The organism is Cytobacillus sp. MT66 (assembly GCF_058792595.1).
This window is the reverse complement of record NZ_JBXAFB010000014.1, coordinates 51,336-75,228: the sequence shown is the minus strand read 5'-3', so window position 1 is coordinate 75,228 and position 23,893 is coordinate 51,336. Positions and strand designations below refer to the sequence as shown.

Sequence of the window (23,893 nt, the reverse complement as noted above, 5' to 3'; positions counted from 1 at the left end):
TGCACAGAGAATTAATTTATTGAGGTGGATAAGATGGAATATAAATGCCGTTTGAAAGTCATTTTTGCCGAAAGAGAGATACAACAAGGGGACTTTTCTAGAAAGATCGGGTTAAGTGCAGCTGGTATGAGTGCCATTGTAAATGGCCGTTCTTTGCCTTCATTCCCCGTTCTTTATCGAATATGTGAAGAATTAGACATGGATTTTAGGGAAATATGGATTAAAAAAGAATAAAAATAACCGTCTCTTATGAGGCGGTTTTTAATATCCTTAACGTTCTTGGCTGGTGCGGCTCCCAAGTAACATAACCCTTTTTCTTTAATTGTTCTAAAAACCCTTGAACTGTAGAGGAAGATGATAAGTTAACTCTTTTACCAATTTCCCTAAACGATGGCGGGTATCCATTGCAATTTATATAATCAACAATTGATAAAAAAACTTCATTTTGTCTTTTTGTTAGTTTATCACTACGCATAGTACCTTTCCCCTTTTTTCTGTATTGGAGCAACAGCAAAAATTGAATCAATTTTAAATATTCTCGGTTGCCGTTTAGTTAGGCAATATGCCTTAATATAGGTTTCGTTTATTGCTTTCACCAGGATTGGCCTTTTGGAAAATTGGTTGTCTTTCCCCTGATAAATGATTTCTACCGGAGTAGCATTGGTTAATGAGTATTTAAGCAAATAATTCATGATGAAGCCCCCTTTATCACAATTATATAAGAACATACATTCTATTTCAATTGATTTTAGAACAAATGTTCCTATATAATTATTGCCAAAGGAGACGATATATATGCAAATTCATATTGAGATTTTATATTTAATTAACAACTGTGTTTGTATGAGACAGGCTAATTTACCAATAAACTACAAAAATTTTAAAGATGATCCAGACAATGAGGCAGTACGAATAACAATGAACTGGCTATGGAAAATAAAAAAAGAACATGGATATGATTTAAGCGTTACTAAAGTAACTTATGACCAAAATGACATTACTGATAAAGTATGGGATGTGCAGGAAAATGGATGGATATAAGAAGGAATTGATTAATTATTTTCAATCAAAAGAGGATTTTACAAGAATAAAATTGATGCTTATTAAGATAGCGGCTATGCTAAATGAGGATGAAAATTACTCAAAGAATGAAGCATTAGAGGATATAATGAATGTGATTGAAGTAATTGAGGAAAATGATATTCCGATGAAGAATGTAAGAAATAATTAAGCCCCTCCAATCAAGGAAGGGCTTTTTATTACTAAATATTTTTCTTAGCAAAATCGTAGAATCCGCTGTTTTTAAAAGCGGAATCAATAATAGAAATTGTCGTTAAATCAATTTCATTAGGTTTATAATCTGGGGCCACTGCTTTAATCTTAATTAAGCGGTCAAGCGCTGCCTTTTGGCCGGGAGTTAGTTCGCTATGTTTTTTAGGTTGAAATTTTTCTTTTATCATTTCTTCATCATCCTCTTCGTCAAATTTTGTTAGATTGTTTGACTCAATAGTACGAATAAGCTTTGAAGCATAATTCGGATCAGTAGCATATCCAGCCTTCTGAACGGCATTGGCTGCCCTTTTATAATCTTTTTCCCCAATAACAGCATGGTACTTCTTCCGGTCCCATGACACCCCATTGCAATATAAGTAAGCCAAATCACAAAGGCTCTCGTACCAACTTGGATATTTTCTAAAGGCTGCATTAATTTTAACGTCCTTGTCGTTGTAATGCTCCCATGTGGGCATGGTGATAGATTGGCCATGATAATTACCTTTGATGCCGAAAAGGTTTTTTCCTTTTGTAGCAAGGCCGCTTTTACCCCAATTTGATTCATGAATAGCCTGAGCGATAATAAGTGACGGTAGAATATTAAATTCTTTTGAAATCCTCTGAGCGTGTGGGGCAATCTCACTGATGAAGCTCATTATGCATCACCTTCAACAAGTGTTTTTACAGCCTCATTTGTTTCTAACATCATTCTCATTTCTTCAAGTGCCTCATCCACTAAATGACTAAAATATTCAAAACTTATTAATCTTGAAATCCAAACAAAACGTGTAATGAATAAATCATAAACAAAACGGAGTTTTAGCCGGCCAGTTCCCCCACCTAACTCTACTTCTGCTTGGGTAACAGCTAAAAGAAGCCATTCTTTTACCTTTTCCAGCTGATTATCAGTAGGAAGCTTAAAGAACATAAAAATGGCACTACCTAGTAAAATCAATACTGCTAATACTACAATGAACATATACCAATTTTCAATAACAAAACCCATTACAATTCCTCCTTGTCAAAGTCAATTTCCTGTCCGTACAGCTTTCTTAGCTTAATCTCATTTTCTTTTTTAGCTTTCCAGTAGTAAAAGCCCGTTGCCGTTGCAACTTCCGTAAAAATAGCTGGAATTAAATAAGACAAAGGTGAAGTATCCTTTGTCTCGTAAATGATATATAAAGTAAAAGCAATGATAATCGCAGTTACAAAGAAAATGACATACAGCAGTTTCTTCGAAAATTCCGTTTTAGGCTTTTCCTTTTTCACGATCCGATACCCAAACAAGTGCATCACCCCTTTACAAAATATAAAATCACACTAAATACCAAGCCTATCAAACTACCACCAACCGTCCTCCATAACCAAGTTATATGACCATCTAGCTTATCATGGCGTTCCTTTTGATAGGCGATTTTCTCTTCATAATCTTTTTTAACTTCAGCTACCTTTTCATTGAAATCCTTTTTAATATCATCGATCCGATTATGAGCACTCTTTGCACTTTGCTCTGTTTGAGTAACAATACTAGAAACCTTAGACATCTCATCTATTTTTGCATTCATATTTTTAAAGTTTTCTTCAAGTCTCCCCAAAGCAACTAAAATTTGCTTTGTTTCAGTTTGCACGTCCGCCATGGTCCACCTCCAAAATAAAAAGAGCCCCAAAAAGGACTCTTACAATACAAGGTATTTTTTATGTTGTTCACGTTTTCGCTCTTCGGTTATCCTTGCATACCGCAAGGTTGTGTCTGGTGAGCTGTGTCCAAGTAACTCCTGGACAGCTGCAAGCTCCGCGCCATTATTTAATGTTAAGGTGGCAAATGTATGTCTAAGTACGTGAGGGCTGACTTTATCCGCTAGGCCAGCTTTTTGGGCAATAAGTTTAATCTCCCTTTGGATTCCACGTTTAGATAGCCTTCTATATGGTTTTCTTTCGGTTACGAATAATGCCTCGCAATCATCTGTACGGCTATTCAGATACTTGTTCAAGTGATACATTGCCTTAAAAGACAAGTAAACTTCCCGTTCCTTGTTACCTTTACCTATAACATTGGAGCTCATTGTTTGTTGATTTACATCTTTTATATTAAGTTGGTGTATTTCAGATAATCGTGTTCCAGATGCATAAAGGACCTCAATAAATGCCCTTTGTCTATCTGTATCACATGATTCCCTTAACATTTCTAATTCTACAATAGTAAGCGCTTTAGGTAACCGCTTTTCTTCTCTTGGAGGTTTAATCTTAGCTGTTGGATCACGCTGGATGATTTCCTCACCGGCTAACCAACTAAAGAAGCTTTTCAAAACTGAAAGTTTTCGAGAAAGAGAACTTAGCTTTAAGTGTTGGAATTGTCCAAGGAAAACTCTTATGTCTGCAGCTGTAATGTTAATTGTTCTTTTCTTTACAGTGTTTGCAAAGATGTTGAGTTCAAGTTCATAACCTTCAAGAGTGACAGGACTAAGGCCCTCCAACTTTTTGGATGATAGAAACAGATTAATATTGTCTGTTAAGTCCGGATGCACTTCATCACCTTTTGGCTTTGTCACATGATACTTTGTGATAATTGCTGACAATTTGCCTTTGACTTGTTCAACATGAATTGGCACTAATTCCGAAATGTAACCCACAATTTCAGAGATTAGCAACTCACCTGCAGTAAAAGTATTCATTTTTTATTCCCCCGAGGAAGGTATTTCGACTTTAGGAGATTCCCTGCAATAAAAAAGAAGCAGGTACGCTCCTCGGTGCGTTTGCGACAAGATGATCAGTCCTGTCTACCTGCTTCTAACTTAACATAACATAAACGGTTCCTCAAGGAAATAAGAACAAATATTCGTAATTATTCAATTTTATAGTGTTTCCTTAGCCACACAACTTTCCAGTGAATCAATCTGTTGTTCTCATGGTAATCGGGAACAACAATCTCCACAATACCATTGTCATTTTTATTTATTTCGTATTTAAAATTACCACCAACATTATCCCACGTCTTTTGTTCTGGCCGGAGATCAAGAATTATTACATTATCCGTTTCAAATTGTTCAATCCCTTGTATATCCGGACTTAGATAGATTTTATTATTCGCATCCGGAATCGCTGAACCTGATGCACTAAATACTGGTGGGTTATTTTTCAATAAGCTGACCAAGCGCCTGTCTAATTCTTGATCCACTCTTTTATTTACCCATGATTTAGCTAAAACTGATAATGCCCATCCAACAGCGGTAACAGCTAATGTAAGTACAGCTACAATAATTCCAAATGTAAAGTAAACATTAGTTTGAACATTAGTCATTAATTTCTCTAAATAGGCTATTTCATAAGAATAATCCTTCGGTGTAATTTTCACAATATCCACTCCTCCCCATCAAATATTTTGACAGGGAGATGTAAATATCCTGCTAAAAATTTATTGTCAAATTCATAATCCACAATATTGTAAAAGAAAAACAAATTGAGGAAACAACAAGCAGTGGATTTTTGGTTTTTCTATATACCAACAACCCAACTAGAATATAAATTATAATTGGTAGCAATAAATAGATTGGTATGAAATAAAGTGGGTTCATCATTAACAATTCTTGATGAATTTTGTCCATAAAAAAATACGCCTCCTTTGGCGTTTATTTGCTAAACATAATGTAATTGATTTTGAAAATTTTATTAAGTTTCCCCCTTTGCAAAAGGAGCTAAAAACCGCTAAAAAAATGAGTTGTTTTTGGTATTTAGTTACGGTTATTTTACCACTTTAAAAATGCCTGTTAGCTTATGCACAACAAAGGTTCCAGCTTAATTTAACTTGAAGCGTATGCGCTCGAACCACTGCGCTCGAACCCACGTGCTCGAGGTTATGGCCGGAATTAGCATGGCGCGCAAGGGCGTCACCGCCAGCGCGCCAACTTCCGCGCGTCAACCGGACCATAAAAAACACACCTTATTTTAGGTGTTTAGTTGTTGCGCATTATCGTCCAAGAGTATTACAAAGGTTTTCCCCTGTCTCGCTCAATGGATTTCTCGCAATGGTCCTTATCGAATATGTCTAACACCCGGCAAACACATTTACTAAACTTATCCCCTTTTCTTGCTCGTTTACCCATTCGACTTGATAAGGTTTCGTCTGGATCTCCTGCAAATAGCGTGTTAAATAATTGGTCAATGGAGATAAGGATATTCCAGATATAACGTTTCATTTACCATATCACCGCTTCGACTTCCTCTGTTGTCGTGGCGGTTTCGACTTGTTTTAATAGCTGATTAAATTTCGCTATATTAGTAGCTTGGTGGGTCATGGCAGCTAAAGATACAGTGTCGAATTCCGACTGTGTAAGAATGATTCTAACACGTTCGCCATTTATATACGCTGTCCATTCCATTTCTTGAATCTTACCTGCTAAGAACAAAACCGCCACGCCATTAAACCGGGATTGCGCTTCCATGTCATAGGAAAACTCGTATTCAATATTGTTAAGAGTACACTTGAATCTGCCGAGAATCGTTTCAGTACATAGCTTGTCTAGTTCTTGAATTTTTTGCTGTTTAATTTCATCTAAAGGCGGCGTTTTTTCTACTCCAAAAATAAGCACACCGTTCAATATGGCAAATTCGTGTGTATAAATTCTCGGGTCCAATTCCTCAAGCCATAATATATCGTAATCCTCTTTTGTTCCACTGTGGTTTGTAATAACGTGTTCAAAGTTATGTGACGGATTGTAAGTTTCTTTTGTGAAAAAAGAAGATATTGCTTCTTGTAATAAAGGCTCTCCGGTATCTTTTTGATAGATTATGAAATACATTCAATTATCACTCCTTTATGCAAATGCAATCCATTTATACACTCTACCGTTAGTATTTGTAGACAAGTAAGAGTTTGCTGTACTTGTCAAAAAACCATTACTAGTTACAACCCAATTACCCCCAGTCTTGTTAACGGTATTGTCATATATAACGTTAGCCCCATATTCACTTATAGAATAGAAATAACCAGATGATGACGACAAAATAACATGGGAAGGTGTGAATCCGACGTTTATAAACCTTCCGTCAACCCCGTTGCCCGTATACGACCCTGTCGCAGACTTTACAAAGCTGTTGACCGCATTTTCCGCACTAACAGCCTTATCATGGGCTGTTTTTACAGCATTTGCTGTTGCGGCTTGGGTTGTGCTGGTGCTTGTTACGGTATTATTAAGTTGTACCAAGCCTTTTTGGGATGTAGTGGCATCTTTAATAAGTGCTATCTTATCCTTTTCCGCTTGGGTTACGTGCGAGACTCCATCCGCCAAATGTGCAGCAAGGTCCTGGCGTAAAAGTGCCAATTCTTCATCGGTTGCACCTGAATTTATTGCATCTTGTATATCTTTTAAAACTTGATCTATCTTATCCCAATTGGGATTCATTACAGTAATGTCCGGTGGACTATCAGCCAAATCAATCTTTTTCAAGGCATAATTTGGTGTTTGCTGCAATATGATCTACCTCCTTAGTTCGATACTACATCCACGGTTATCGTATAGCTTTGTCCAACATTTACTGGGTTTGGTACAATTGTAATCTCATTGATTGTAGGAGCTACAGTACTTAGGATAACTGTCCTTGTGACGCTGCTTGTCTTATCAGCTTTATCAGTCGCTGTGACAACGATAGTGTTTGTACCTTCAACTAGAGTCAAAGTTTTTGAGAAGCTACCGTCACCAGCCACTGTAACAGCTGTTGCACTACCTGCATTTAGTTTTACAGTCACAGTAACTGGGCTACTTGTTGCATCGTTTGTAGATCCACTAACTGTTAAACTAGCAGTATTTTGATAAGTGGTTCCCTCTGCTGGAGTTGTGATATTTAATTCTGGTGGTACCGTATCGACAGTAAATGTCCTGCTTACTGCCGTGGCTGCATTTCCATCATTGTCTTGAATATTGACTGTGACGGTGTGGGCACCATCAGATAAAGCTGTCTGCGGTTTATAAGTAACGTTGTAACCACCAGTAACCGCTGTGACAGATACTCCAGGACTCGTGTTTGTGATAGTGGCCCCACCATCAATTTTGATAGACAATGAACTGATCTTAATTCCTGACCCGTTTGTTTCATCACGAAGCTGGAATGAAATATCAGGGGTGTTTGTTGCCAAATACGCACCGCTAGCGGGAGCAGTAAATGCAATAGTCGGTTTTGTAACTTCTTTTACAAATAACTTTAGCTTGCTTCCAAGAGTCGGATGGTCATCAGCTGCCGTGGTTTTATTACCTGCGAGGTCCTCAGCTTCGACTGTCACTGGATAATAATGTCCAGCATTTACGTTATAACTTGTAATATTGGGAGCTGCTACAGTGCCCTCATATTTCCCAGTTGTTTCATTTTTGGTCAACGTGACCCAAGATCCATTAATTAAGACCTTTACTGTTTTAATGGCCATTTTGACACCTCAACTTTACATATTTTTCAAATCTAACCAACTTGTAATCTTGTTTTTGATATCGTTCCAGCTAGTATATAAGTTCTTCACGCTTAACCAGTTATTTTCAATCACTTCAACTTTTAAAAATAATTGTTGTCCTACTTTTGCAGTTGGATTTACTTCATTTTCATTGCTATTATCCGTTGAGATATTGACATTAGTGATTTTTATAGCCATGCAATACCTCCTATTGTGGCGGGATATAATTTTTTAAGGCCTGCCATGAATCCATCGCCTTGACCGCATTCCAGTCAGCATAATTATTTCTCACATCTTCCCAAGTTGAAAAATATTTAATAACAAGAAGCTTAATATGGGCAGGAACAAGAGGCCTTAATGTCCTCGCTATATCCGCATATCGATAGTCCTTGTTATTGTCCGGACTTAAAATTTGAATCTGCAACAGTGCGAAACTAGGCTGCGGATTATTAAGCTCATCAGAGCCAAAAAAAGTCACTATACAATCACTCCCTGTAATTGTGTTAGCAACTTCTTTGATTATCCCCTCATTCAGTTTTTTACCTTTTTGGAAGAGTGCTAATAAGAAGGTCCTCCTTTGCTCTAGGGTGCCTTCACCCTTAATGCGAAGAAAGTTTTCTAACCTTGTTACTTTTTCAATACTTGCCGTTCTTATAAAGGAGTCCAGAAGAATTTTATTTATTTCGTTATAAACAAGGTCAAACTCAATATTTTCAGTATCAAAAAGCTCTTGAAATTCCAAAATATCTTGCATAAAATCTTGGAGGTATTCGATTAAATTTACTTTTCTTTCAATCTCCTCAATTACCTCTAAATAAAACGAATAACGCGGATCAGAACTATCAATAAAAGTTTTAATCCCATCTTGACCTATTTCAAGAAGCAGATTATACATGCCCGCTACATTCGGGGCGTTTATATCCTTACTCCAGGTACCGTCTCCGTTATTGATCAGGCTATATGTTTTACCGTCTATTGTGTACTTAATATAATCGATCATAACTACACCGCCGTTAAGTTGATGCTATTTAACGTTGGGATTTCTTCACCAATCAATTCGATATCCACAGTGCCCCCATTGACGGTAAAATTATTCAGGTCCACTATGCTAGGTAGGTCTAAGATTGCAACTGCAACCCTCATGTAGCTAACGCTATTTTTTACATACGTTACACTAGCTAAATACTCACTTATAGCCTCAGACACACCCTCTGGCTCCGTAAATCCATCTGCTAGTACCACATTCCCAGTAATGTTAATGTCTTTTCGAACACCGCCGGTGACTGTTACCTTGCTACCAAGTGGAGCTTTTCCGTTGCCCAAACCTTGGCTTCCTGGATCCAAATATTCTTGAAATTCATCAACTAGAATAGAATCGGCAACTTGGAATGATCGGTTTGTGATTGCCACTTTAACCGTATTCCCTCCATCCCACAACGGAAAAACCTTAGCAGCACCGATTCCTTCATACTCTTCAGCCCATTGATTATATTGTGCAATGTTTCCATCTTGGGCAGGATCAATGAAGTTTTGCCTTAATCTGTTTCTTAATTGATCATCATTTTCCTCATTCACCCCGGGAACAAGAACATCTGTTAGCTCGGCACTATTCAAACCTTCGATATAATCTATAGGTGATAAAGGACCAGTATATATATTTCCTTCTTCACCAGCTTGTTCACATTCAAGCTTGTATTCAAAATTCGAAATTTGCTCAATAACCTTAAATGTGTAGTTTTGAGCGCTAAACCTTGAGTTTAACGGTACATTAGTATTAAATATCCCTTTTCTTATAGATTTAGTGGCTCCCTTGCGAAAGACACCTCTTTCATAAGCATACTCTGTTAACTCATCACCGGTTGATGTATCCGGGGATAAACTGTTTTTAGCAGAATATAATTCGATATAAACCTGTGCTAATTCAGCAGCCGCAGGAGCAAGAGCATCATAAATAATGGAACCTTCCCTTTTATCAATTCCATCAGGAACCCTAGAAAGCATCCTATCTAGAATAATGTCGAACGTTTTATCCTCAAGCTGCATATAAATTCACCTCACGTAACACATTTACATCCCCGTAAATGGTAATACATGTGAATCTTGCCCAAACAGAATCACCTTCAAATTTTAATGACATATTTTCAACACCTGATATACGCTCATCCTGAAGTAATGTCTCTCTAATTCTTCTCGGCAACTCTGCTCGAACGAATATTTCATCATGACCTATGGGATTTTCAAAACCGTAATCATCTGAATAAATAAGATGTTTAAATCTAATAGTGCTTAAGGCTTTGAAAATTGCCTGTTCCATCGCCTTTAAACCTTCCGTCATTCCTATGCACCTTCCTCTTTTAAGGTCAAGTTTATAGGTCTTTGTAGGAAGTGTGGCTTCTTCAATTATTTCTACTTCATCTGAAACAATAATATCTCCAATTGGTAGGACCATGCGTTACACCACCTTATCGAGTACCACAAATTGATGGCCACCTTGGACACGAAGCAGAATCACTTTATCCCCATTATTTAACCCTGTTCGAATAGGAGTCTTGGTTAATAAATTGGATAATGCTTTTGTGGTTGTTCCAGCAGAGTTTAAGTGATCATGTTCCAGGTCAACTTCATACCTTGTTACTCTTTCTGACAGAACTAGAAATTCCTCTGTTAGTTTCAATTTCTGATGTATTTCAATTTCTAGAGGGCCCGTACTAGTAACAGTACCGAACAAAACATTTACCGGATTGGAAGCCTCGAATGCTTTTAATGCGGTCGCTTTAATTAAATCAACAAGTTTCATTAAATCACCTTCACGTCCAACTGCATGGTATGAATACCTTCCTTCCATTGGTGAGTGCACTCATCTACAAGAAAGTATTCTTTGATACCCAACTTTTCAATGTAAATTAAAACAAAACTACCTGCTCTTACTTTCCAATTGCCAAGGCAGTCTAGCTTTAATGATTTAGTTTCACGATTTCGGAGCCTAATTAAGCGATCTAACAAATCCTTAATTTGTGCCGATGTCATTTTTTCGTCTACTTTCTGAAAATGTTGCAGTCTACCCCACTTAGCGATATTAGCGCTGTCATGAGCGATGTAGACCTCACGTTTACCAGTGTCTTTATTGTCCTGTACTAACTTCACTCGGTTATAAGTCTCATCGTCAATTGATTTCTTATAATTAAAATCAAAAAGCAGACTCTCTTCCCCTATGTAGAAGTCGTCTGCTTTAATGGCCATATTTTCAATGTTTCGTAGCTCAAGAGATCCGAAATTATCGAAAAGGACAAAGTTTCGATTTGTCGCTATTAATGTCGAATCAAGAAACTTATAAGCTACATCTAATGCCTTTTTGTCATCTTCAACTACAGGCGGCATAATATAACCTGTATCCTCAAAGATACCTATTTTCAACTGGAAATCAGAAGCAATTTTTCTAATAGCAGCACTTGCAGTAGTTGGCGCAAATACGAAAGTATCGTTGCTCATTAAATACCTTAATTGATCATAGGCGGTTACTGAAACCTTACCATATTTTTGATATTCTGTTTCAAATACATAACCATAGAATACTTTGTTATCATCATCAGTAACCCTTATAACATCTCCGTTGTTTATAGGAGCTTCGAGGGGGTTTTCAATCACAAGTTCGGATTCTAAAGTCCCAACTTTTCCAATACGGCTTGTCCTCCACTTAATCATGGATACAGGCATATCCCAAACAGTGCCATTTTTATTGTCTATCAACACTTCCATAAAGGCACCTCAATTCTTAATCCATGATGGAGGGATTTTCAATTTCAAACCAATTGGTAATTTTCTAAGCTGGCTGTCCTTTATCCCGTTCAACTCTTGAAGTTCTCTATAGTTAGCACCATTTTTTGTATACTTTTGAGCAACTTTCCATAAGCTATCCCCTTTAACAAGGGAGTAAGTCTGCGGGACTACTTTTTTATTTTCACGAGGTGGCGTTTTTTTCTGAACCACTTGAGTTTTGGTTTTACCAGGTTCGGTAGTTGTTTTTTTAACAACCTTCATTTTCTTAGGTCCAAACGGAACATACTTCTTTAGTTTAATCTTGAAATTAACATCAGGACTTCCACCCGTCTCATCATAATCAAAGGATTCGATTGTCACGAGTTCATTGATTACAAAGGAGCCATTAACATACATGTAGCGAATAGATATCTTGCTTACTTGCCATTTCTCTAGGGTGTCAATGTAATACTGTGGCTCCCTGAATGGAGTTACTTGGTAAATAGATTCAGAGGCCGGGAAAAATGACTCGATGGTAAATTCTTTTAGTTTTACATCTTTAGGGATGTTAATGTTTCCTAATTTAGCTATTGTGAATTCTTCCCCATCCCCTGCACCAATCACACCTACAGTTTCAGGGTTAATCGGCAGTCGAAATCCCTCTCTATCGTTATTAGCACTAAAATAAATGCCGTGAACCATCACGAGAAGTCCCCCTCTGCCGAACGTGCGACTTCGTTAATCATTGCTTCTTCGATATCACTAATAATCTTGTTTACATCAACATCGTTTCTAATATCACCTGTTTGCATTTGAACAGTTGGCGTTAATGTAACGAAGTTCTGAATGGACTTGATTTCTGCTAATTCCCTTAACAGTTTTATATCCTCTTCAGAAATGTTAATGTCATCATCGATTTTCCCAACCTTATCAAGTTTCCCGCCGGTAGGATTTGCTGCATCTTTCATTGCTCCGGGACTGTTTAACAAACTATCTCCCAGAGTTGTCTTGAACGGGTTCTCATCCATACCATTAGGGCCCTTAATAACACTGGATACCTTATCAGCAACCTTTGTTAATGCATTACTTGCTGATTGTGACAACGATTTACCGAATGAGTTACCAGCATTAAATGCATCTGGTAAACTCTTAAATTCTAATCGCGGAATACTTACTGTATTTTTGCCTTTTGCCGGGGCTTCCAAATTGTTAGCAAAATTAGTAAGTCTGCTTGATAAATTACTAACTGCCCCCGGATTAATTTTGCTGACTTCCCCGATATCAACACCGGGAATCATATTAAGAGCCTTTATTAGGCCATTAATTGCACCAATAGCAATGTTAGCTCCGGATACAAAGACATTTGCTAACACATTAGCAGCATTATCAAAAGAGCCCGCCATGGAAGCCATATAATCAATTGTCATTTTTGCCATATCATAGAACAATTTTTTAACCGCATAAACCGGGTCAAAAAAGACGTTTAATAAAAATTCGGCAAAAGTCGTAATAAAATTCCACAATAAAACAAATTGGTTCCAAATGGCAGTAATCAATGTAGTGAATAGCCCAGCAATAAAACCAAGGACTGCAGCTGTTTGGTTAGCCCAATTAATTAGTGCGTAAATGACAAGGGATATGACAGCTACAAAGGACAAAAGAATCCATGTACCAGGGAAAGCATACATGGCTCTATCAAAAGCCCATTGAGCCGCGGTTGCAACAGCTGTTGCTGCTGAAACTAATGCCCATTTTGTTGCCAAGCCTAATAAGATTAGTCCAATTGTTCCAAGCGAGGCCCCAATTACGGTTAAAATAGGTGCAATCCATGCCCAATTATCATTGAAAAATTGGCCTACTCTGCCAACCATCCCATAAAACCACTCGAGAGCATCAAACATTAAACCCATTCCAGCCGTAAAAACATTGACAAACCACATTGCTTGTCCGGCCAATGTATCAAACGCATCAGAGTTAACAAATTGATTGAAACGGACAAATAAAGGTTCAAAAGACCTTGAGGCCCAGTTTCCAAAAACGGTCATAGCATCCGAGAATGTTAAAGGCATACTATTAAACTTATTTTCGATATCCTCTGCCGCTTCAAATAACGCACCTTTAATTATATCGGCAGTAATACGCCCCTCAGAGGACATTTCCCTTAAGGCTCCCATTGAAACACCCATTGAGTTTGAAATGGCCTTAGCAAGTAACGGAGCATTTTCCATGATGGAACGGAATTCATCCCCTTGAAGTTTCCCCGCGGCCATTGCCTGAGTTAATTGGTACATCCCTGCAGACCGTTCCTGAGTGGATGCACCAGAAACAGAAAACGCTTTACCCATTAGCTCACTAAACCGAATAGCCTCATTATTTGAAGAAAAAGCATCGGCTGCTAATAAGTTTAACTTGGCCACGCTACTGGCCATATCGTTGTAACCTGAAAGGCTCCGCTGTGCGGCTTGATATACTCTTTCCTGAAGCTCCGCTTGGGTCTGCAGTCCGTCATTAATATTTGCTAACCGTGCTGAGGTAGAAATATAAGTATCGGAGGCTCTTATAAAGTCCTGAAAACCTTCCCTTAATGCCTGAATAGATAAAACAGCCGCTGCCGCCCCGGCAAACCCTGCAAAGAAATTCCTAACGGCTCCCGAGGCTACATTTATTGGACCGGGAAGATTGGTGTATTGGTTCTGTAGCATTTGAAGCCCCCCGGATGCCGCACCGCTAGCCGATGACCTCAATCGTTCTAGATCAGCGGCTGCAGATTGAATTTGACTTCTCGCGCGTTGAAGCCCTCGAGTATCAACGCTGTTTGCAGTACGGTCCATCCGTTCCATGATACCTATTGTCCTATCCATAGCTCTCATCATTCGAGTAAGTGGTCCAGTTAAACGGTCCTGTAACGCTAAGCTTGTTTGAACACCTGACATATCACTCTCACCCCCTACTTGCTTTTTACTTTATCCCGTTCCTTTTTCTCTTTTTCTAACTCAATTTTAATACTGGCAATTATAAAAGCCTTTTCTTTACGGTCCATTTCTAAGAATTCCCGGGGACGAATATTGAATCTATGGAGGGCATAATGAGCGTAGAGGGCCATGCCATCTACCTCATCTTCCCCTCCGTCAATTAGTTTTTTGCTGCTTCTATTTCGTCATCCATTGTTGTATCGATCCCACTAATTTCGGATACTTTTTCGAGGATTTGATTTGCCTCTCCCAATAGAAATAGTTTAGAAAAAAGATTATCAGCGCCACGCACACCATAAGATTCCTGTAGCTCTGTATCGTTTAAGTCTGGGTGAACGATAGACGCTACACAGATTTCTCGATTGTACCGAATAGCATCAAATACACGTTCCTGCTTACCTTTCCTACCAGCTTTATTTTTATAACAGCGGTCACTAATTAAATCAGACTCTCCAGAAGATAATGGACGCAAAAGAATAGCCTCACTAAAACGATCAAGTTTTAATGAGGCATTTTCTGCAGCTTGTACATTTTCTTTTAAAAACGCTTTAAATTTACTCATTTATATCCTCCTAGTTATTTATCACTTTAAATTGTTCTAAGAAATCAAAATCATCATAAGTAAACGGAATTTCTTCAGTCAGTGTATCCTCTGACTCTCCGTCTAATTTGGCAATAGTAGCTTCATCAGGAACAATGTTTTTCACTAGTGTTGTCTGTTTTCCAGCAAAACTTGATTTATCGTCATTTACAACCATAGCATCAAAGATAGGCGTTTTCCCTGAACGAATGTACTCTAATGCCATCTTTCGGTTTTCAGGACGATGATAATGAACAGTCGTTGCACCGGTTCCTTCAGCACCAATTATTTTACTTCCGTCCATTCTGGCGCCTACCCGTGCAACTTTTGCTTTTTTATAGGTTACTTTTGCTTCAAACTTAATGATTTCAGCATATTCCAAGGAAGATCCGTCAATTGTTATATAGACCATGCCCTCTTTACCGCTGATTGCGTCATCTGTCCTCATGATTCTAGTCATCTATTAACACCCCCATTATTTACACGCTACAGTCATATAAAGTTTTTCCATTGCATCATTAAACTTAATGCCAAGAGTAACTAAAACTGCATCCTTTTCAGCACCTTGTTCAATGACAATATCCTCTGGCACATATGGATCAATCGCTCCGACACGAACTAAAGGATCTAAAACAACCTTCATGATTTGTTGTTTAAACAAATTACGGCCGTTTTCATTGTTATCTATTTTTCCAATAAAGAATTTCGAGTAAATATACTGCGTATTATTGGACACAATATCCATTTCACGTACAATCTTGTTTTTGCGGAAATCCTGATTCTTTTTAATGGTAAATGAACGGAATGTATTAATATCCTGCTCAACCACAACGCTGTCATTATTAAATGAAAAGACGATGTGACCATCTTTTAAAGCTTGTACAATTTCGTCATGACCTTTTCGTTCACAGTCAATTGCTCCAGGGTACTCAGCATAGGTCAATGAGTTTGTTGTTGCATTGGCATAAGCAGCGGCATACCAATAAAGCGATTCTTTAGCAGTTAGTACTTCATTTCCCTCGAGAGTTACTCCATTTAAAACAGAAACAACTCCCTCAAAGTCTGCAACATTATAATTATTTGTTACAAGCGTGACATTCTTCCCGGTTTGTTGTCGCCATTCTTTTACTTTTAATGTAAATAACGATTTAACTGTAGCATCATCAGTACCAACTGCAACAACCTTAAATTCCTGTGTATCCAATCCAGCTGCACATTCAGAATATGACTCATTTGTAGCCGCTACAGTCGTACCACCAGTTAGTGTTAGTGTTGCATCGGCAAGAGGCAAAGTACCACTAAACGTTGCATATGCATTAGGCACAAGATCTGCAGATGTTTCAACTACTTGAGAGTCGACCTGATTGCCATTGTAGAATGTTCTGACAGTAGATGTTCCTTCGAGTCCGACAGTAACAGTAACGCTAATTTTATTCCCATCTGTACCGCCATGAACCGCGGTAGCAACGAAAGTATCACTTGTTGCAGTAGCTTTCTCTCCTACACCATTCAAATTGTAGACAATGACTTGCCCAGTTGCTTTGAATGCCTCACGTATTGGGACAATATCAGCAAGTGATTTTCCGAACAACTCTTGAAATTTACTGTTTGAGGTCACCTTAATAAACTTACCAACTTCCCCCCAGTCAAGTTTAAGAGGAAGGACAACAGGTCCTGTAGCATCTACGCCAGTTGTCACTAAATCATTAGTTTCAAAGTTAATATAAGTACCCGGACGAACTTTGTTCTGTGTTACCCAATTGCCACCTGTCATTATGCCTTAACCTCCTTTGTTTTCCATTCTTTTAAAATCCTGGATACTTCATCCTTTGAATAAGATTTATCATCATCAAGCAATGTCTGAATTAATAAACGCTCCTTTTTATCCTTAGCAGCATCTAAAAATGCAGATTTACTAAACTTCTGTTTTTCCTCGGATTTGGATTTAGTCAATATTGACACCTCCTAATGTTTGCATCTTGGTTTCCTCAAAGATTTCTCTTAAACGGACATTTACTGTAAATGTAATTACTAATACATCATCCTCAACGGATCCCTCCAGGGCATTTACATGGTATTTGTCACCGACATACCTAAACTCATTCTGAAATGTTTCTAATACTTCATCACATTCTGAACGAAGATCCTTTTTTGACGGAAAATAGGTCACATTAATGGACACTGCCCTTAAAACGTTTCTGGCAGGCTGAGTTTCTTGTGAATTATTAAAAATAAGCACTAAAAAAGCAGGAGTCACTAACCCCTGCCTAACCGGTTCATCATATACTTTTACATTTCCATAGACTTGCTTAATTTGTTGGATAATGAGAGATTTTAAGTTATTGACCAAATATTCTTCTCATCTCCTTTTCAACTTCCCTTTTCCACATGTTGGGTGCAATGCGCTCCATTTCGTCCATGGTTAGCTTTAACATAAAACGACCTTCAACCCATCCTATAGTTTGTCCAGCAACTACAATGCGATGGCCATTTTCAACGAAAGACGCGTATTCTAATAGATTATAAATTGTTACATAGAAGTTATCGCCCTTCTTAGTAACAGTAAACTTCCAGTTATTGCGAAGATTACCTGTATCAACAGGAGTCATTTTTTTCACTTTCCGGATTGCAAGCTGGGCAATACGTTTAGCAACCTTCATGTGGATGTCATAGGAAGTGCGTCTTAATTCAGCGAGTTGCCGCCTCATTACTTTCATCTCACTGTATTCAAATCCCATTACGCGTACCCCTTCCGGAGAAGAAGCACCTCTTGATGAGATACATAAACAAATGGTTCTTTTGCTGAATCGTACTTTATACCACTAACGATAACCTCATCACCGGCAAGTACCTCTACATCGCTTGACAAGAAAAGCATAACATCATACTGAATGATGTTTGCATCCCCTTGGTTGGTATTGTTAAGTGAGGAAATCCCGGTGCTAGATAGTCGACAAGGTACATCAGTGTGCTTTGTAACCCAATCCATCCCATCAGCACCATTAGGCTTCACAATCGCTTCATGACGCTTAATAGTGGCATGCTTGTCATACATAAACTCAAATGCAGTAGTAGCCTTTGCCATTAGATCACGAATATTCATCCTACCACCTCAATTTTCGGTATCGAAGGAGTTGAGATTTGTAGTTATATAGAATTTGCTGGGTTGCTGATTCGCTGGATGTTTGCTTAGTTCCGCCAAAATTAACCTGAGCATCTCCCTCTTTGATTGAAGAAACTTCCCTGTGAGCATCCGGATCATTTTTACGTGTTTCCCCAGTCATAAGATCAATGACCATATTTGCATGAACAAAATTTAACTCAGATGGAATATCCGTGCGATTGCAAAAGGTGAGAATTGCTTGCCTCACCTCTGCAATATGCATTTTCAATAATGGATCAGCTGGAAGTTTATCAACTGGCACTTTCGCCTTTACAATCTCTAAGACATCCATAGTTGTTACTCTTCTTTATCTTGTTTTTTTGATTCTTTCACCTTGGAAACAAGCGACTCATCAAAATATTTCTCAGCCATATCGAAGGTTTCACCTTTTCGATATGTTTTCCCGTTATAACGTACTGGAATTTTATTAACTTTTACCTTCACTTATAAAACCTCCTTACGCAATTGGTTGAGCTTGGAATACCTCATCAGCTGCAGGGAATGAAGGAAGCGCAGTAGCAACTGCTTTAGTCCAAGTGCTAACAGGATCCACGTTTTCTTCATAAACCATGGCAAGAACATTGCCTACTTTTGTAATGTCGATGGAAGGGTCACGAGTTAGACGCACTTCTTCTGGAGTTGGTCCGAATAGAGTTTCACCAAGTGCTCCATCGCCGAACATAACGAAAGAATTTTCAGGGAAGTAACGATGGGTTGTATAAGCACCGTTTGCTTCTTGCTTTCGATACTTTTGATCGTATGTTGCGATAGGAGGAAGACCATTAGTTTGTAAGAAAGCATTTAGCTCTCCACGAGTTACCATTCTTCCTGAATTTGTACCAAACATAGCTGCTTTTACAGCAGGGTGTGCAAGCAATGCAGCCAACACTGTATTTGATGTTAGTGCACGGGTTGGTGCGATAGGTAGTGAATTTGCCCAACGCTGAATGTCTCCGATTGGATCTGAATTTGTTGTATCAGTCCATACATCTGTTCCAGCAAGCGCTTCTTTATTATCATCAGGCACCCCATAATCCACCGATGCAGAAAGACCGTTTTCAGCTAATGTAACAGTCCCCTTAGCAAGAACCTCCATGCGCATTGCCTCAATACGGGCGTTAACACCGGCTACAAGCACATCAATGTCATTATAAACATTTTGCATTAGGTAATTTTGCTCTACTTGATTACGTGGGTTTTCAAGAGCAACAATCTCTTTTTCAGTTAGCTGCATTTTACGCTTAATTAAAGCTAGTTCTAAAGCCATTTTGCTTGCTTCACGAGAACCAATTTCAGATTCAGTATCAAAAGCATGAACTGAAGCAATAACCGGTGTACGGCCGGCGCCTTTGATAAGGTCAAATTCAAGAGACTGCTTTTTAACCTCCGGGAACAATGAAGCCCCAAGTAATGCAGGATATTGACGATTTTGAAGATAGTTTAATACTTCTTTTTGATTAAATAGTTCTAATACACTTGGCATATTATGATTCTCCTTTACTCTTAAATTTTATTTTTTATCGGAATTTGATTTCTTTTAATGCTGTTTTTGCTTCTGCAGCTACTGCAACAGGCAAACGTGACTCAATAATATAACCCTCAACAATAACAGAGCCAGGCTGAGGACCATGAGTGACATCAACATCATTTAATAAGATTCCAGTAGCAGTAGCATCATTGGCAGGATAAACAGTTCCTGCTGGAACAATCTTACGCCCTTCCTCATTAGCTGCTACACCCGCGTCACTAACCTGATAAGTGAAAGCTTGAAATTTAGCACTGGCTAAAAAGTTAATTTGTGAAACATCTTTCCTAGATACATACATGAATCATTTCTCCTTTCTTAATCCCATAATGAAATTTTTGCCGGTTGGCTTTTTTCGTTAGCACTTTTCGCAAAGTTCGCCCCAACGCTCACTTCTCCACCAGCGCCCTTATCCCCATCAGGAGGTGTTGCTCCTTTAATTCCAGAGCCCTTTGATTCTGGAACAAATAAAAAGGACTTTGATTCCTGCAGCGTTTTAATCTGCTCATCAAGTCCTTTGGTGACGTTTCCGTCTTCACCTAATTCAATTTTTGTTTTGTCGATAAGACCTGATACTAGATCAGCGTCATGGACTTTACCAGCTAAAGCTAGTTTAAGAGCACTGGACATTTGAGTTTCCTTGATTTTTGTTTCAAGAGCCTCTTTCTCGTCCTTGTATTGCTTTTCAAGCGTTTCAAACTTTGTTTGCAAGTCAGCGTTTCCTTCGGCTTGCTTTTTCAATTCTTTCAGGTCCTTATCACGTTGTTCCATCTGTTTCTTTAAATCATCTAAGCTTGATGTAAGGTCGTTAACCTTATTTTTTTGACTTTCAACAGTTTTTCCGTGCTCTGCCATGATGGAATCAATTTTTTCCTTTTCAAGACCAAGACCTTCTAAAAACTCTCTTTTCATCTATTTTTACCTCCATTGGTTACGATTGTTTTACGTGGTTACGTCCACGGCCAGCTTTATAGTTAACGTCCATAAATGCTAAGATGACGAAAAGATTAATACCTTAATATAAACTTTTCTGAATTTGTTTCTCTATACTTTTTACAATGTTTCCGACATCACACTCTTCATTTTTAATGGTGACATTTATAACTGAAGTTCCACCAAAGTTATTTTCTATATTTGCCAATAATATTTCTTTAGTCTCATCATTAGAGAGTAATTTCTGAGCTTCATCCACTGTAAATCCATATTTCCTAGATACGGCGTAAACCAGACCACTCTCAACTACAGGCTCATATGTTGCTTCAAAAATATCCGGCTTACATGGATAAAACTCACCTTGGACTCCCTTGATAATATAATCCCCTGCCTCCACCTTCATGTCGCCTTCGAGTGTTTTAATAAAACAATTACTACCATCACAGTAAAAAGAATCACCTACAAAATTCTTTGCCTTTGAAATCGGTTGTGAATCAAATGTTTTTAAAGCCTCTATCACAACTCGCCTCTTTCTATACCTTTTAGGCATATCCATTCACCCTCTCTACTCTTCATTTGCCGAAAGCTGAATATCATTTATAATCGCCTGGGATAGACCTAGTTTTTCAAGGAAGCTGATTCCATCGGTAAAACCGCAAGCAAATTCACCATCTTTTAGCTTTACACCTATTACGAAACCTTCAATTTGCCCATTTCCGTATAAATCCATAATTCTAAGCAGCATATCAGACACTGAATTACTGTTTAAGAATAAAAGGTTACTCATGAAATCATCCTTTTATTGATATTGTTTTATCCACTCTTCATAAGTCATGGAATCCACAAGACCGTCCATTGACTGACGCTGTTCCCCATCCATATACTCTGATTCATCGAACCAGGGTATTGTAGTAGTCCGGCACCGCACATGGAAAGGTGGAGCTGTTTTACCTGGGTTATAATCTTTGGTTAAATATATTTTCCCATCCTTTTCGTGGCAAATATCAGATGTCCTCATATCTAACGTAGCCAGTACCTCATATTTCTCAAGATCAGCATCAACATAACTGTTTTGCGCTGCAAGGTTGTGAAAGAAATTCGATTCAGTTCTTACAAGGGCCACCGCACGAGAATAAGCAACATTGGTTTTCTCCATAATTGCCTTACTAGTGCGGTCAAGGGAATGGCCAGCGGCAAAGCTTCTTTCCAGCGCTTCTTTAATATCCGCAATGGTTTGCTTTTGGTGCCCCCATATTCGAGTAGAAAACTCTTTCCCACTCCAATTGTAAGAAAGGACCTCCTTCATCGTATTGTTGCCAAGATACTGGACAGTGCCAGCAGCACCAAATGCAGCCAAATCAAACATGGTGTGATAATAAGTATTTTTATAGATTTCCGAAAGACCTGTATAGGTGTACTCCTGTAAACCATATGCCCCGCCATACAGTTGCAACATGATCATTTCAATATGAGCGTTAAGGGCTTCTAATCGAGAAATCCGAACACGGTAGCTAATGGCATTCAGCAGAGGCTCATATTCTGGATTACCTGACAACGCCATTTCCCTAAACCTTTTTAAATCAACCTCTTTAAATTCCTTCAATTCCTTCGAGGTTAAGGTCTTTTTCGCTTCAGATAATGTAATTTTATTATCTTTGGCATAACGGCCATAAAAAGCATTTATTTGCTGAAACACATCCTGCTGGGCTTCCTTTAACCTGACTTCCATTCTAGCAAGATACTTTTCAGCAATAAGCGTAGCTTCAAGCTCTCTTTGAGTTGAGCGTTGCTCCCAGTACTTAGACATTATTCATCACCTGTACCGGTCTGCTGTTGTTTCTTGAATGTCTCTAAGTATTCATCTTGCTCATACTTTTCCGCTACCTTTTGCTCCTCGAGGCGATTCTCAACTTCTTCGTTGTACCAAGGGTGGTTTTCGCGAATAGTTTTGTCATCAAGAATGCCAACGGAGCTACTGCAATCCGCAATAACCTCTGATTCATTGATGATAATATCGCGGTTAAAGATGATGTTGACTGTTTCATTTCTGAAATCACCTTTTCCAGTCACGAGAAAATATTCATTTACAAACCAAAGAAGGTGCTCTAGGGAAGATTGGAACTCTGATTCGAGAATATTACAGTCCATATCTAAATCGGAATATCGATAGCGTAAGGCCACACCGGATGCATTTCCTAAGTTTTCATCTGTAGTATCAACGCCGCGGCCAAACTCATATATGGATTTACGATCCCGGCTGAGCTCCTTTTCGGTAGCATCCGTTTCAGGCGTTGCCTGAAGCTTATCTAAATCGCCTTCTTCATCCAACTTAACAGCTCTATAAAGATTCAAGTCATCTAAGAATTCCTTTAGATCAACGCCACCATAGTTTATTAACTTGTAAATAAACTGTGGTAAATCTGCAAGCAAATCAGCATTTGTTGAAGCCTGAGTATTGTAGTTATCAATTAAAGACTTAATTGTATCAATTAGCGGCTGCTCTTCTTCGTTGTACTTAAATGGAATCAATGGTATCCGAGTCCATAAGAAAGGCTCGTCATCAATCTTAAAATGATGTGTTGATTCAATGCCAGCTGGTACATCTGCTATAAGCTTCGCACCATCAAAAACAAAATAATTAATTCCGTTTGGATGGTGGTACTCAACTTTGGTTTGAACCTCTTTTTTGCGATTCATGTAAATGGTCTCATAGTAAACACGAATAAATGCTGCTAACTCTGTATGTTCACTATCTTTCCAAAACGGGAGTATTTGCTCCGATGGAAACTTTTTGAACGAAAGTTGCCCTTTCTCATCGAAATACACATACAAATACGCAATGCCTTTGTTAATGGACTCTTTCCCAGTATTCTTAAGCTTTTTTAAGAAGTTACGAGTAAAAACTTCTTCACCTAACAATTTACTGTATTGTTCTTTTTCTGTGGCTATAGTTGGCTCCTTAGTTAGTAAATAACCAATCTTTTGGTCTACTAACTTCTTAGCAAAGCCATGCTCCAATTTAATATTGGATTTCCAATCGGCATCCCGTTTTTTCTTTTCTCTAATATCGGTCTTGTTTAGGTAATAAGCTTCACCAGCAAGCATGCTTTTCCTAGTATCACTGGAAAGCCATTCTTTAATCTCCTGAACAAGAACCTCATTTTCAGAAATAACGCCATCAACCATATTTTTTATAATGTCATTTAATTGTTCATGATATGGTCGGCGGTACAGGTCCTCAATTAACAAATTCATC

Annotated in this window: 39 protein-coding genes; 3 read left to right on the top strand and 36 right to left on the bottom strand. The window is 38.3% G+C overall.

The window, feature by feature from the left end; all coding sequences use genetic code 11:
* The first annotated feature begins 33 nt into the window (after positions 1-33).
* Positions 34-234: a helix-turn-helix domain-containing protein gene (locus AC1Q59_RS20560; protein WP_492367732.1), complete on the top strand. Its 201-nt coding sequence runs from the start codon at positions 34-36 to the stop codon at positions 232-234.
* 13 nt (positions 235-247) lie between these two features.
* On the opposite strand, the gene AC1Q59_RS20555 is transcribed toward AC1Q59_RS20560, so the two are convergent.
* Together AC1Q59_RS20555 and AC1Q59_RS20550 are read right to left on the bottom strand one after the other, a co-directional pair.
* Positions 248-475: a LexA family protein gene (locus AC1Q59_RS20555; RefSeq protein WP_492367731.1), complete on the bottom strand. Its 228-nt coding sequence runs from the start codon at positions 473-475 to the stop codon at positions 248-250.
* Complete coding sequence (locus AC1Q59_RS20550) at positions 468-692, bottom strand: WYL domain-containing protein (protein WP_492367730.1); 225 nt, start codon at positions 690-692, stop codon at positions 468-470. The genes AC1Q59_RS20555 and AC1Q59_RS20550 overlap by 8 nt, the downstream gene beginning before the upstream one ends.
* 103 nt (positions 693-795) lie before the next feature.
* Between AC1Q59_RS20550 and AC1Q59_RS20545 the strand changes: the two genes are divergently transcribed.
* The gene (locus AC1Q59_RS20545; RefSeq protein ID WP_492367729.1) at positions 796-1,041 is read left to right on the top strand and encodes a hypothetical protein; all 246 of its coding nucleotides are present in this window, start codon (positions 796-798) and stop codon (positions 1,039-1,041) included.
* Positions 1,028-1,231, top strand: a complete 204-nt coding sequence (locus tag AC1Q59_RS20540) for a hypothetical protein (RefSeq protein WP_492367728.1) — start codon at positions 1,028-1,030, stop codon at positions 1,229-1,231. Before AC1Q59_RS20545 ends, AC1Q59_RS20540 begins: the two co-directional genes overlap by 14 nt.
* Before the next feature lie 31 nt (positions 1,232-1,262).
* Here AC1Q59_RS20540 and AC1Q59_RS20535 read toward each other — a convergent pair whose 3' ends face one another.
* From AC1Q59_RS20535 to AC1Q59_RS20370, 34 genes are all read right to left on the bottom strand, one after another.
* Entirely contained in the window at positions 1,263-1,928 is a 666-nt protein-coding gene (locus AC1Q59_RS20535; protein WP_492367727.1) for a glycoside hydrolase family 73 protein, read from the bottom strand.
* Positions 1,928-2,278 (bottom strand): hypothetical protein, encoded by a 351-nt coding sequence (locus tag AC1Q59_RS20530; protein ID WP_492367726.1) that lies wholly within the window; start codon positions 2,276-2,278, stop codon positions 1,928-1,930. The genes AC1Q59_RS20535 and AC1Q59_RS20530 overlap by 1 nt, the downstream gene beginning before the upstream one ends.
* Positions 2,278-2,559 (bottom strand): hypothetical protein, encoded by a 282-nt coding sequence (locus AC1Q59_RS20525; RefSeq protein WP_492367725.1) that lies wholly within the window; start codon positions 2,557-2,559, stop codon positions 2,278-2,280. Before AC1Q59_RS20525 ends, AC1Q59_RS20530 begins: the two co-directional genes overlap by 1 nt.
* A gap of 5 nt (positions 2,560-2,564) precedes the next feature.
* Positions 2,565-2,909, bottom strand: a complete 345-nt coding sequence (locus AC1Q59_RS20520; RefSeq protein WP_492367724.1) for a hypothetical protein — start codon at positions 2,907-2,909, stop codon at positions 2,565-2,567.
* Positions 2,910-2,948: 39 nt separating this feature from the next.
* Positions 2,949-3,944 (bottom strand): site-specific tyrosine recombinase/integron integrase, encoded by a 996-nt coding sequence (xerA, locus tag AC1Q59_RS20515; protein ID WP_492367723.1) that lies wholly within the window; start codon positions 3,942-3,944, stop codon positions 2,949-2,951.
* A gap of 170 nt (positions 3,945-4,114) precedes the next feature.
* Complete coding sequence (locus tag AC1Q59_RS20510) at positions 4,115-4,624, bottom strand: hypothetical protein (protein WP_492367722.1); 510 nt, start codon at positions 4,622-4,624, stop codon at positions 4,115-4,117.
* 628 nt (positions 4,625-5,252) lie between these two features.
* On the bottom strand, positions 5,253-5,465 hold the full coding sequence (locus AC1Q59_RS20505; RefSeq protein ID WP_492367721.1) for a hypothetical protein: 213 nt from the start codon (positions 5,463-5,465) through the stop codon (positions 5,253-5,255).
* Positions 5,466-6,068: a DUF4376 domain-containing protein gene (locus tag AC1Q59_RS20500; protein ID WP_492367720.1), complete on the bottom strand. Its 603-nt coding sequence runs from the start codon at positions 6,066-6,068 to the stop codon at positions 5,466-5,468.
* Between the two features lie 15 nt (positions 6,069-6,083).
* Complete coding sequence (locus AC1Q59_RS20495; RefSeq protein ID WP_492367719.1) at positions 6,084-6,740, bottom strand: tail fiber protein; 657 nt, start codon at positions 6,738-6,740, stop codon at positions 6,084-6,086.
* Between the two features lie 14 nt (positions 6,741-6,754).
* Positions 6,755-7,687, bottom strand: coding sequence for an Ig-like domain-containing protein (locus AC1Q59_RS20490; RefSeq protein WP_492367718.1), 933 nt, complete (start codon positions 7,685-7,687; stop codon positions 6,755-6,757).
* Positions 7,688-7,702: 15 nt separating this feature from the next.
* A complete protein-coding gene (locus AC1Q59_RS20485) occupies positions 7,703-7,906 on the bottom strand; it encodes a hypothetical protein (protein WP_492367717.1) in 204 nt (67 codons plus the stop codon).
* A gap of 10 nt (positions 7,907-7,916) precedes the next feature.
* Complete coding sequence (locus AC1Q59_RS20480) at positions 7,917-8,708, bottom strand: putative phage tail protein (protein ID WP_492367716.1); 792 nt, start codon at positions 8,706-8,708, stop codon at positions 7,917-7,919.
* 2 nt (positions 8,709-8,710) lie between these two features.
* Positions 8,711-9,751, bottom strand: a complete 1,041-nt coding sequence (locus tag AC1Q59_RS20475; protein WP_492367715.1) for a baseplate J/gp47 family protein — start codon at positions 9,749-9,751, stop codon at positions 8,711-8,713.
* On the bottom strand, positions 9,741-10,157 hold the full coding sequence (locus tag AC1Q59_RS20470; protein ID WP_492367714.1) for a DUF2634 domain-containing protein: 417 nt from the start codon (positions 10,155-10,157) through the stop codon (positions 9,741-9,743). The genes AC1Q59_RS20475 and AC1Q59_RS20470 overlap by 11 nt, the downstream gene beginning before the upstream one ends.
* Before the next feature lie 3 nt (positions 10,158-10,160).
* Complete coding sequence (locus AC1Q59_RS20465) at positions 10,161-10,505, bottom strand: DUF2577 domain-containing protein (protein ID WP_492367713.1); 345 nt, start codon at positions 10,503-10,505, stop codon at positions 10,161-10,163.
* A complete protein-coding gene (locus tag AC1Q59_RS20460) occupies positions 10,505-11,464 on the bottom strand; it encodes an XkdQ/YqbQ family protein (protein WP_492367712.1) in 960 nt (319 codons plus the stop codon). The genes AC1Q59_RS20465 and AC1Q59_RS20460 overlap by 1 nt, the downstream gene beginning before the upstream one ends.
* A gap of 9 nt (positions 11,465-11,473) precedes the next feature.
* Positions 11,474-12,166 (bottom strand): LysM peptidoglycan-binding domain-containing protein, encoded by a 693-nt coding sequence (locus AC1Q59_RS20455; RefSeq protein WP_492367711.1) that lies wholly within the window; start codon positions 12,164-12,166, stop codon positions 11,474-11,476.
* Positions 12,166-14,397, bottom strand: a complete 2,232-nt coding sequence (locus AC1Q59_RS20450) for a tape measure protein (protein WP_492367710.1) — start codon at positions 14,395-14,397, stop codon at positions 12,166-12,168. Before AC1Q59_RS20450 ends, AC1Q59_RS20455 begins: the two co-directional genes overlap by 1 nt.
* Positions 14,398-14,596: 199 nt before the next feature.
* A complete protein-coding gene (locus AC1Q59_RS20445) occupies positions 14,597-14,998 on the bottom strand; it encodes a phage tail assembly chaperone (protein ID WP_492367709.1) in 402 nt (133 codons plus the stop codon).
* A gap of 10 nt (positions 14,999-15,008) precedes the next feature.
* On the bottom strand, positions 15,009-15,476 hold the full coding sequence (locus AC1Q59_RS20440) for a phage tail tube protein (protein ID WP_492367708.1): 468 nt from the start codon (positions 15,474-15,476) through the stop codon (positions 15,009-15,011).
* Positions 15,477-15,491: 15 nt separating this feature from the next.
* Positions 15,492-16,790, bottom strand: a complete 1,299-nt coding sequence (locus tag AC1Q59_RS20435) for a phage tail sheath subtilisin-like domain-containing protein (RefSeq protein ID WP_492367707.1) — start codon at positions 16,788-16,790, stop codon at positions 15,492-15,494.
* Positions 16,790-16,969: a hypothetical protein gene (locus AC1Q59_RS20430; protein ID WP_492367706.1), complete on the bottom strand. Its 180-nt coding sequence runs from the start codon at positions 16,967-16,969 to the stop codon at positions 16,790-16,792. Before AC1Q59_RS20430 ends, AC1Q59_RS20435 begins: the two co-directional genes overlap by 1 nt.
* Entirely contained in the window at positions 16,962-17,366 is a 405-nt protein-coding gene (locus AC1Q59_RS20425) for a phage tail terminator family protein (protein ID WP_492367705.1), read from the bottom strand. Before AC1Q59_RS20425 ends, AC1Q59_RS20430 begins: the two co-directional genes overlap by 8 nt.
* Positions 17,356-17,754, bottom strand: coding sequence for an HK97 gp10 family phage protein (locus AC1Q59_RS20420; RefSeq protein WP_492367704.1), 399 nt, complete (start codon positions 17,752-17,754; stop codon positions 17,356-17,358). Before AC1Q59_RS20420 ends, AC1Q59_RS20425 begins: the two co-directional genes overlap by 11 nt.
* Positions 17,754-18,119, bottom strand: a complete 366-nt coding sequence (locus tag AC1Q59_RS20415) for a hypothetical protein (RefSeq protein WP_492367703.1) — start codon at positions 18,117-18,119, stop codon at positions 17,754-17,756. The genes AC1Q59_RS20420 and AC1Q59_RS20415 overlap by 1 nt, the downstream gene beginning before the upstream one ends.
* A gap of 1 nt (position 18,120) precedes the next feature.
* On the bottom strand, positions 18,121-18,471 hold the full coding sequence (locus tag AC1Q59_RS20410) for a head-tail connector protein (RefSeq protein WP_492367702.1): 351 nt from the start codon (positions 18,469-18,471) through the stop codon (positions 18,121-18,123).
* 5 nt (positions 18,472-18,476) lie between these two features.
* Positions 18,477-18,623 carry a hypothetical protein gene (locus AC1Q59_RS20405; protein WP_492367701.1) on the bottom strand — a complete coding sequence of 49 codons (147 nt, stop codon included), beginning with the start codon at positions 18,621-18,623 and terminating at the stop codon, positions 18,477-18,479.
* A gap of 13 nt (positions 18,624-18,636) precedes the next feature.
* The gene (locus AC1Q59_RS20400; RefSeq protein WP_492367700.1) at positions 18,637-19,662 is read right to left on the bottom strand and encodes a major capsid protein; all 1,026 of its coding nucleotides are present in this window, start codon (positions 19,660-19,662) and stop codon (positions 18,637-18,639) included.
* Positions 19,663-19,696: 34 nt separating this feature from the next.
* On the bottom strand, positions 19,697-20,005 hold the full coding sequence (locus AC1Q59_RS20395; protein WP_492367699.1) for a hypothetical protein: 309 nt from the start codon (positions 20,003-20,005) through the stop codon (positions 19,697-19,699).
* Positions 20,006-20,022: 17 nt separating this feature from the next.
* On the bottom strand, positions 20,023-20,616 hold the full coding sequence (locus AC1Q59_RS20390) for a phage scaffolding protein (RefSeq protein WP_492367698.1): 594 nt from the start codon (positions 20,614-20,616) through the stop codon (positions 20,023-20,025).
* A gap of 103 nt (positions 20,617-20,719) precedes the next feature.
* Positions 20,720-21,193: a hypothetical protein gene (locus AC1Q59_RS20385; RefSeq protein ID WP_492367741.1), complete on the bottom strand. Its 474-nt coding sequence runs from the start codon at positions 21,191-21,193 to the stop codon at positions 20,720-20,722.
* A gap of 9 nt (positions 21,194-21,202) precedes the next feature.
* Positions 21,203-21,424: a hypothetical protein gene (locus tag AC1Q59_RS20380; protein ID WP_492367697.1), complete on the bottom strand. Its 222-nt coding sequence runs from the start codon at positions 21,422-21,424 to the stop codon at positions 21,203-21,205.
* Positions 21,425-21,436: 12 nt separating this feature from the next.
* The gene (locus AC1Q59_RS20375; RefSeq protein ID WP_492367696.1) at positions 21,437-22,444 is read right to left on the bottom strand and encodes a minor capsid protein; all 1,008 of its coding nucleotides are present in this window, start codon (positions 22,442-22,444) and stop codon (positions 21,437-21,439) included.
* Positions 22,444-23,892, bottom strand: a complete 1,449-nt coding sequence (locus AC1Q59_RS20370; protein ID WP_492367695.1) for a phage portal protein — start codon at positions 23,890-23,892, stop codon at positions 22,444-22,446. The genes AC1Q59_RS20375 and AC1Q59_RS20370 overlap by 1 nt, the downstream gene beginning before the upstream one ends.
* Position 23,893: the final 1 nt, after the last annotated feature.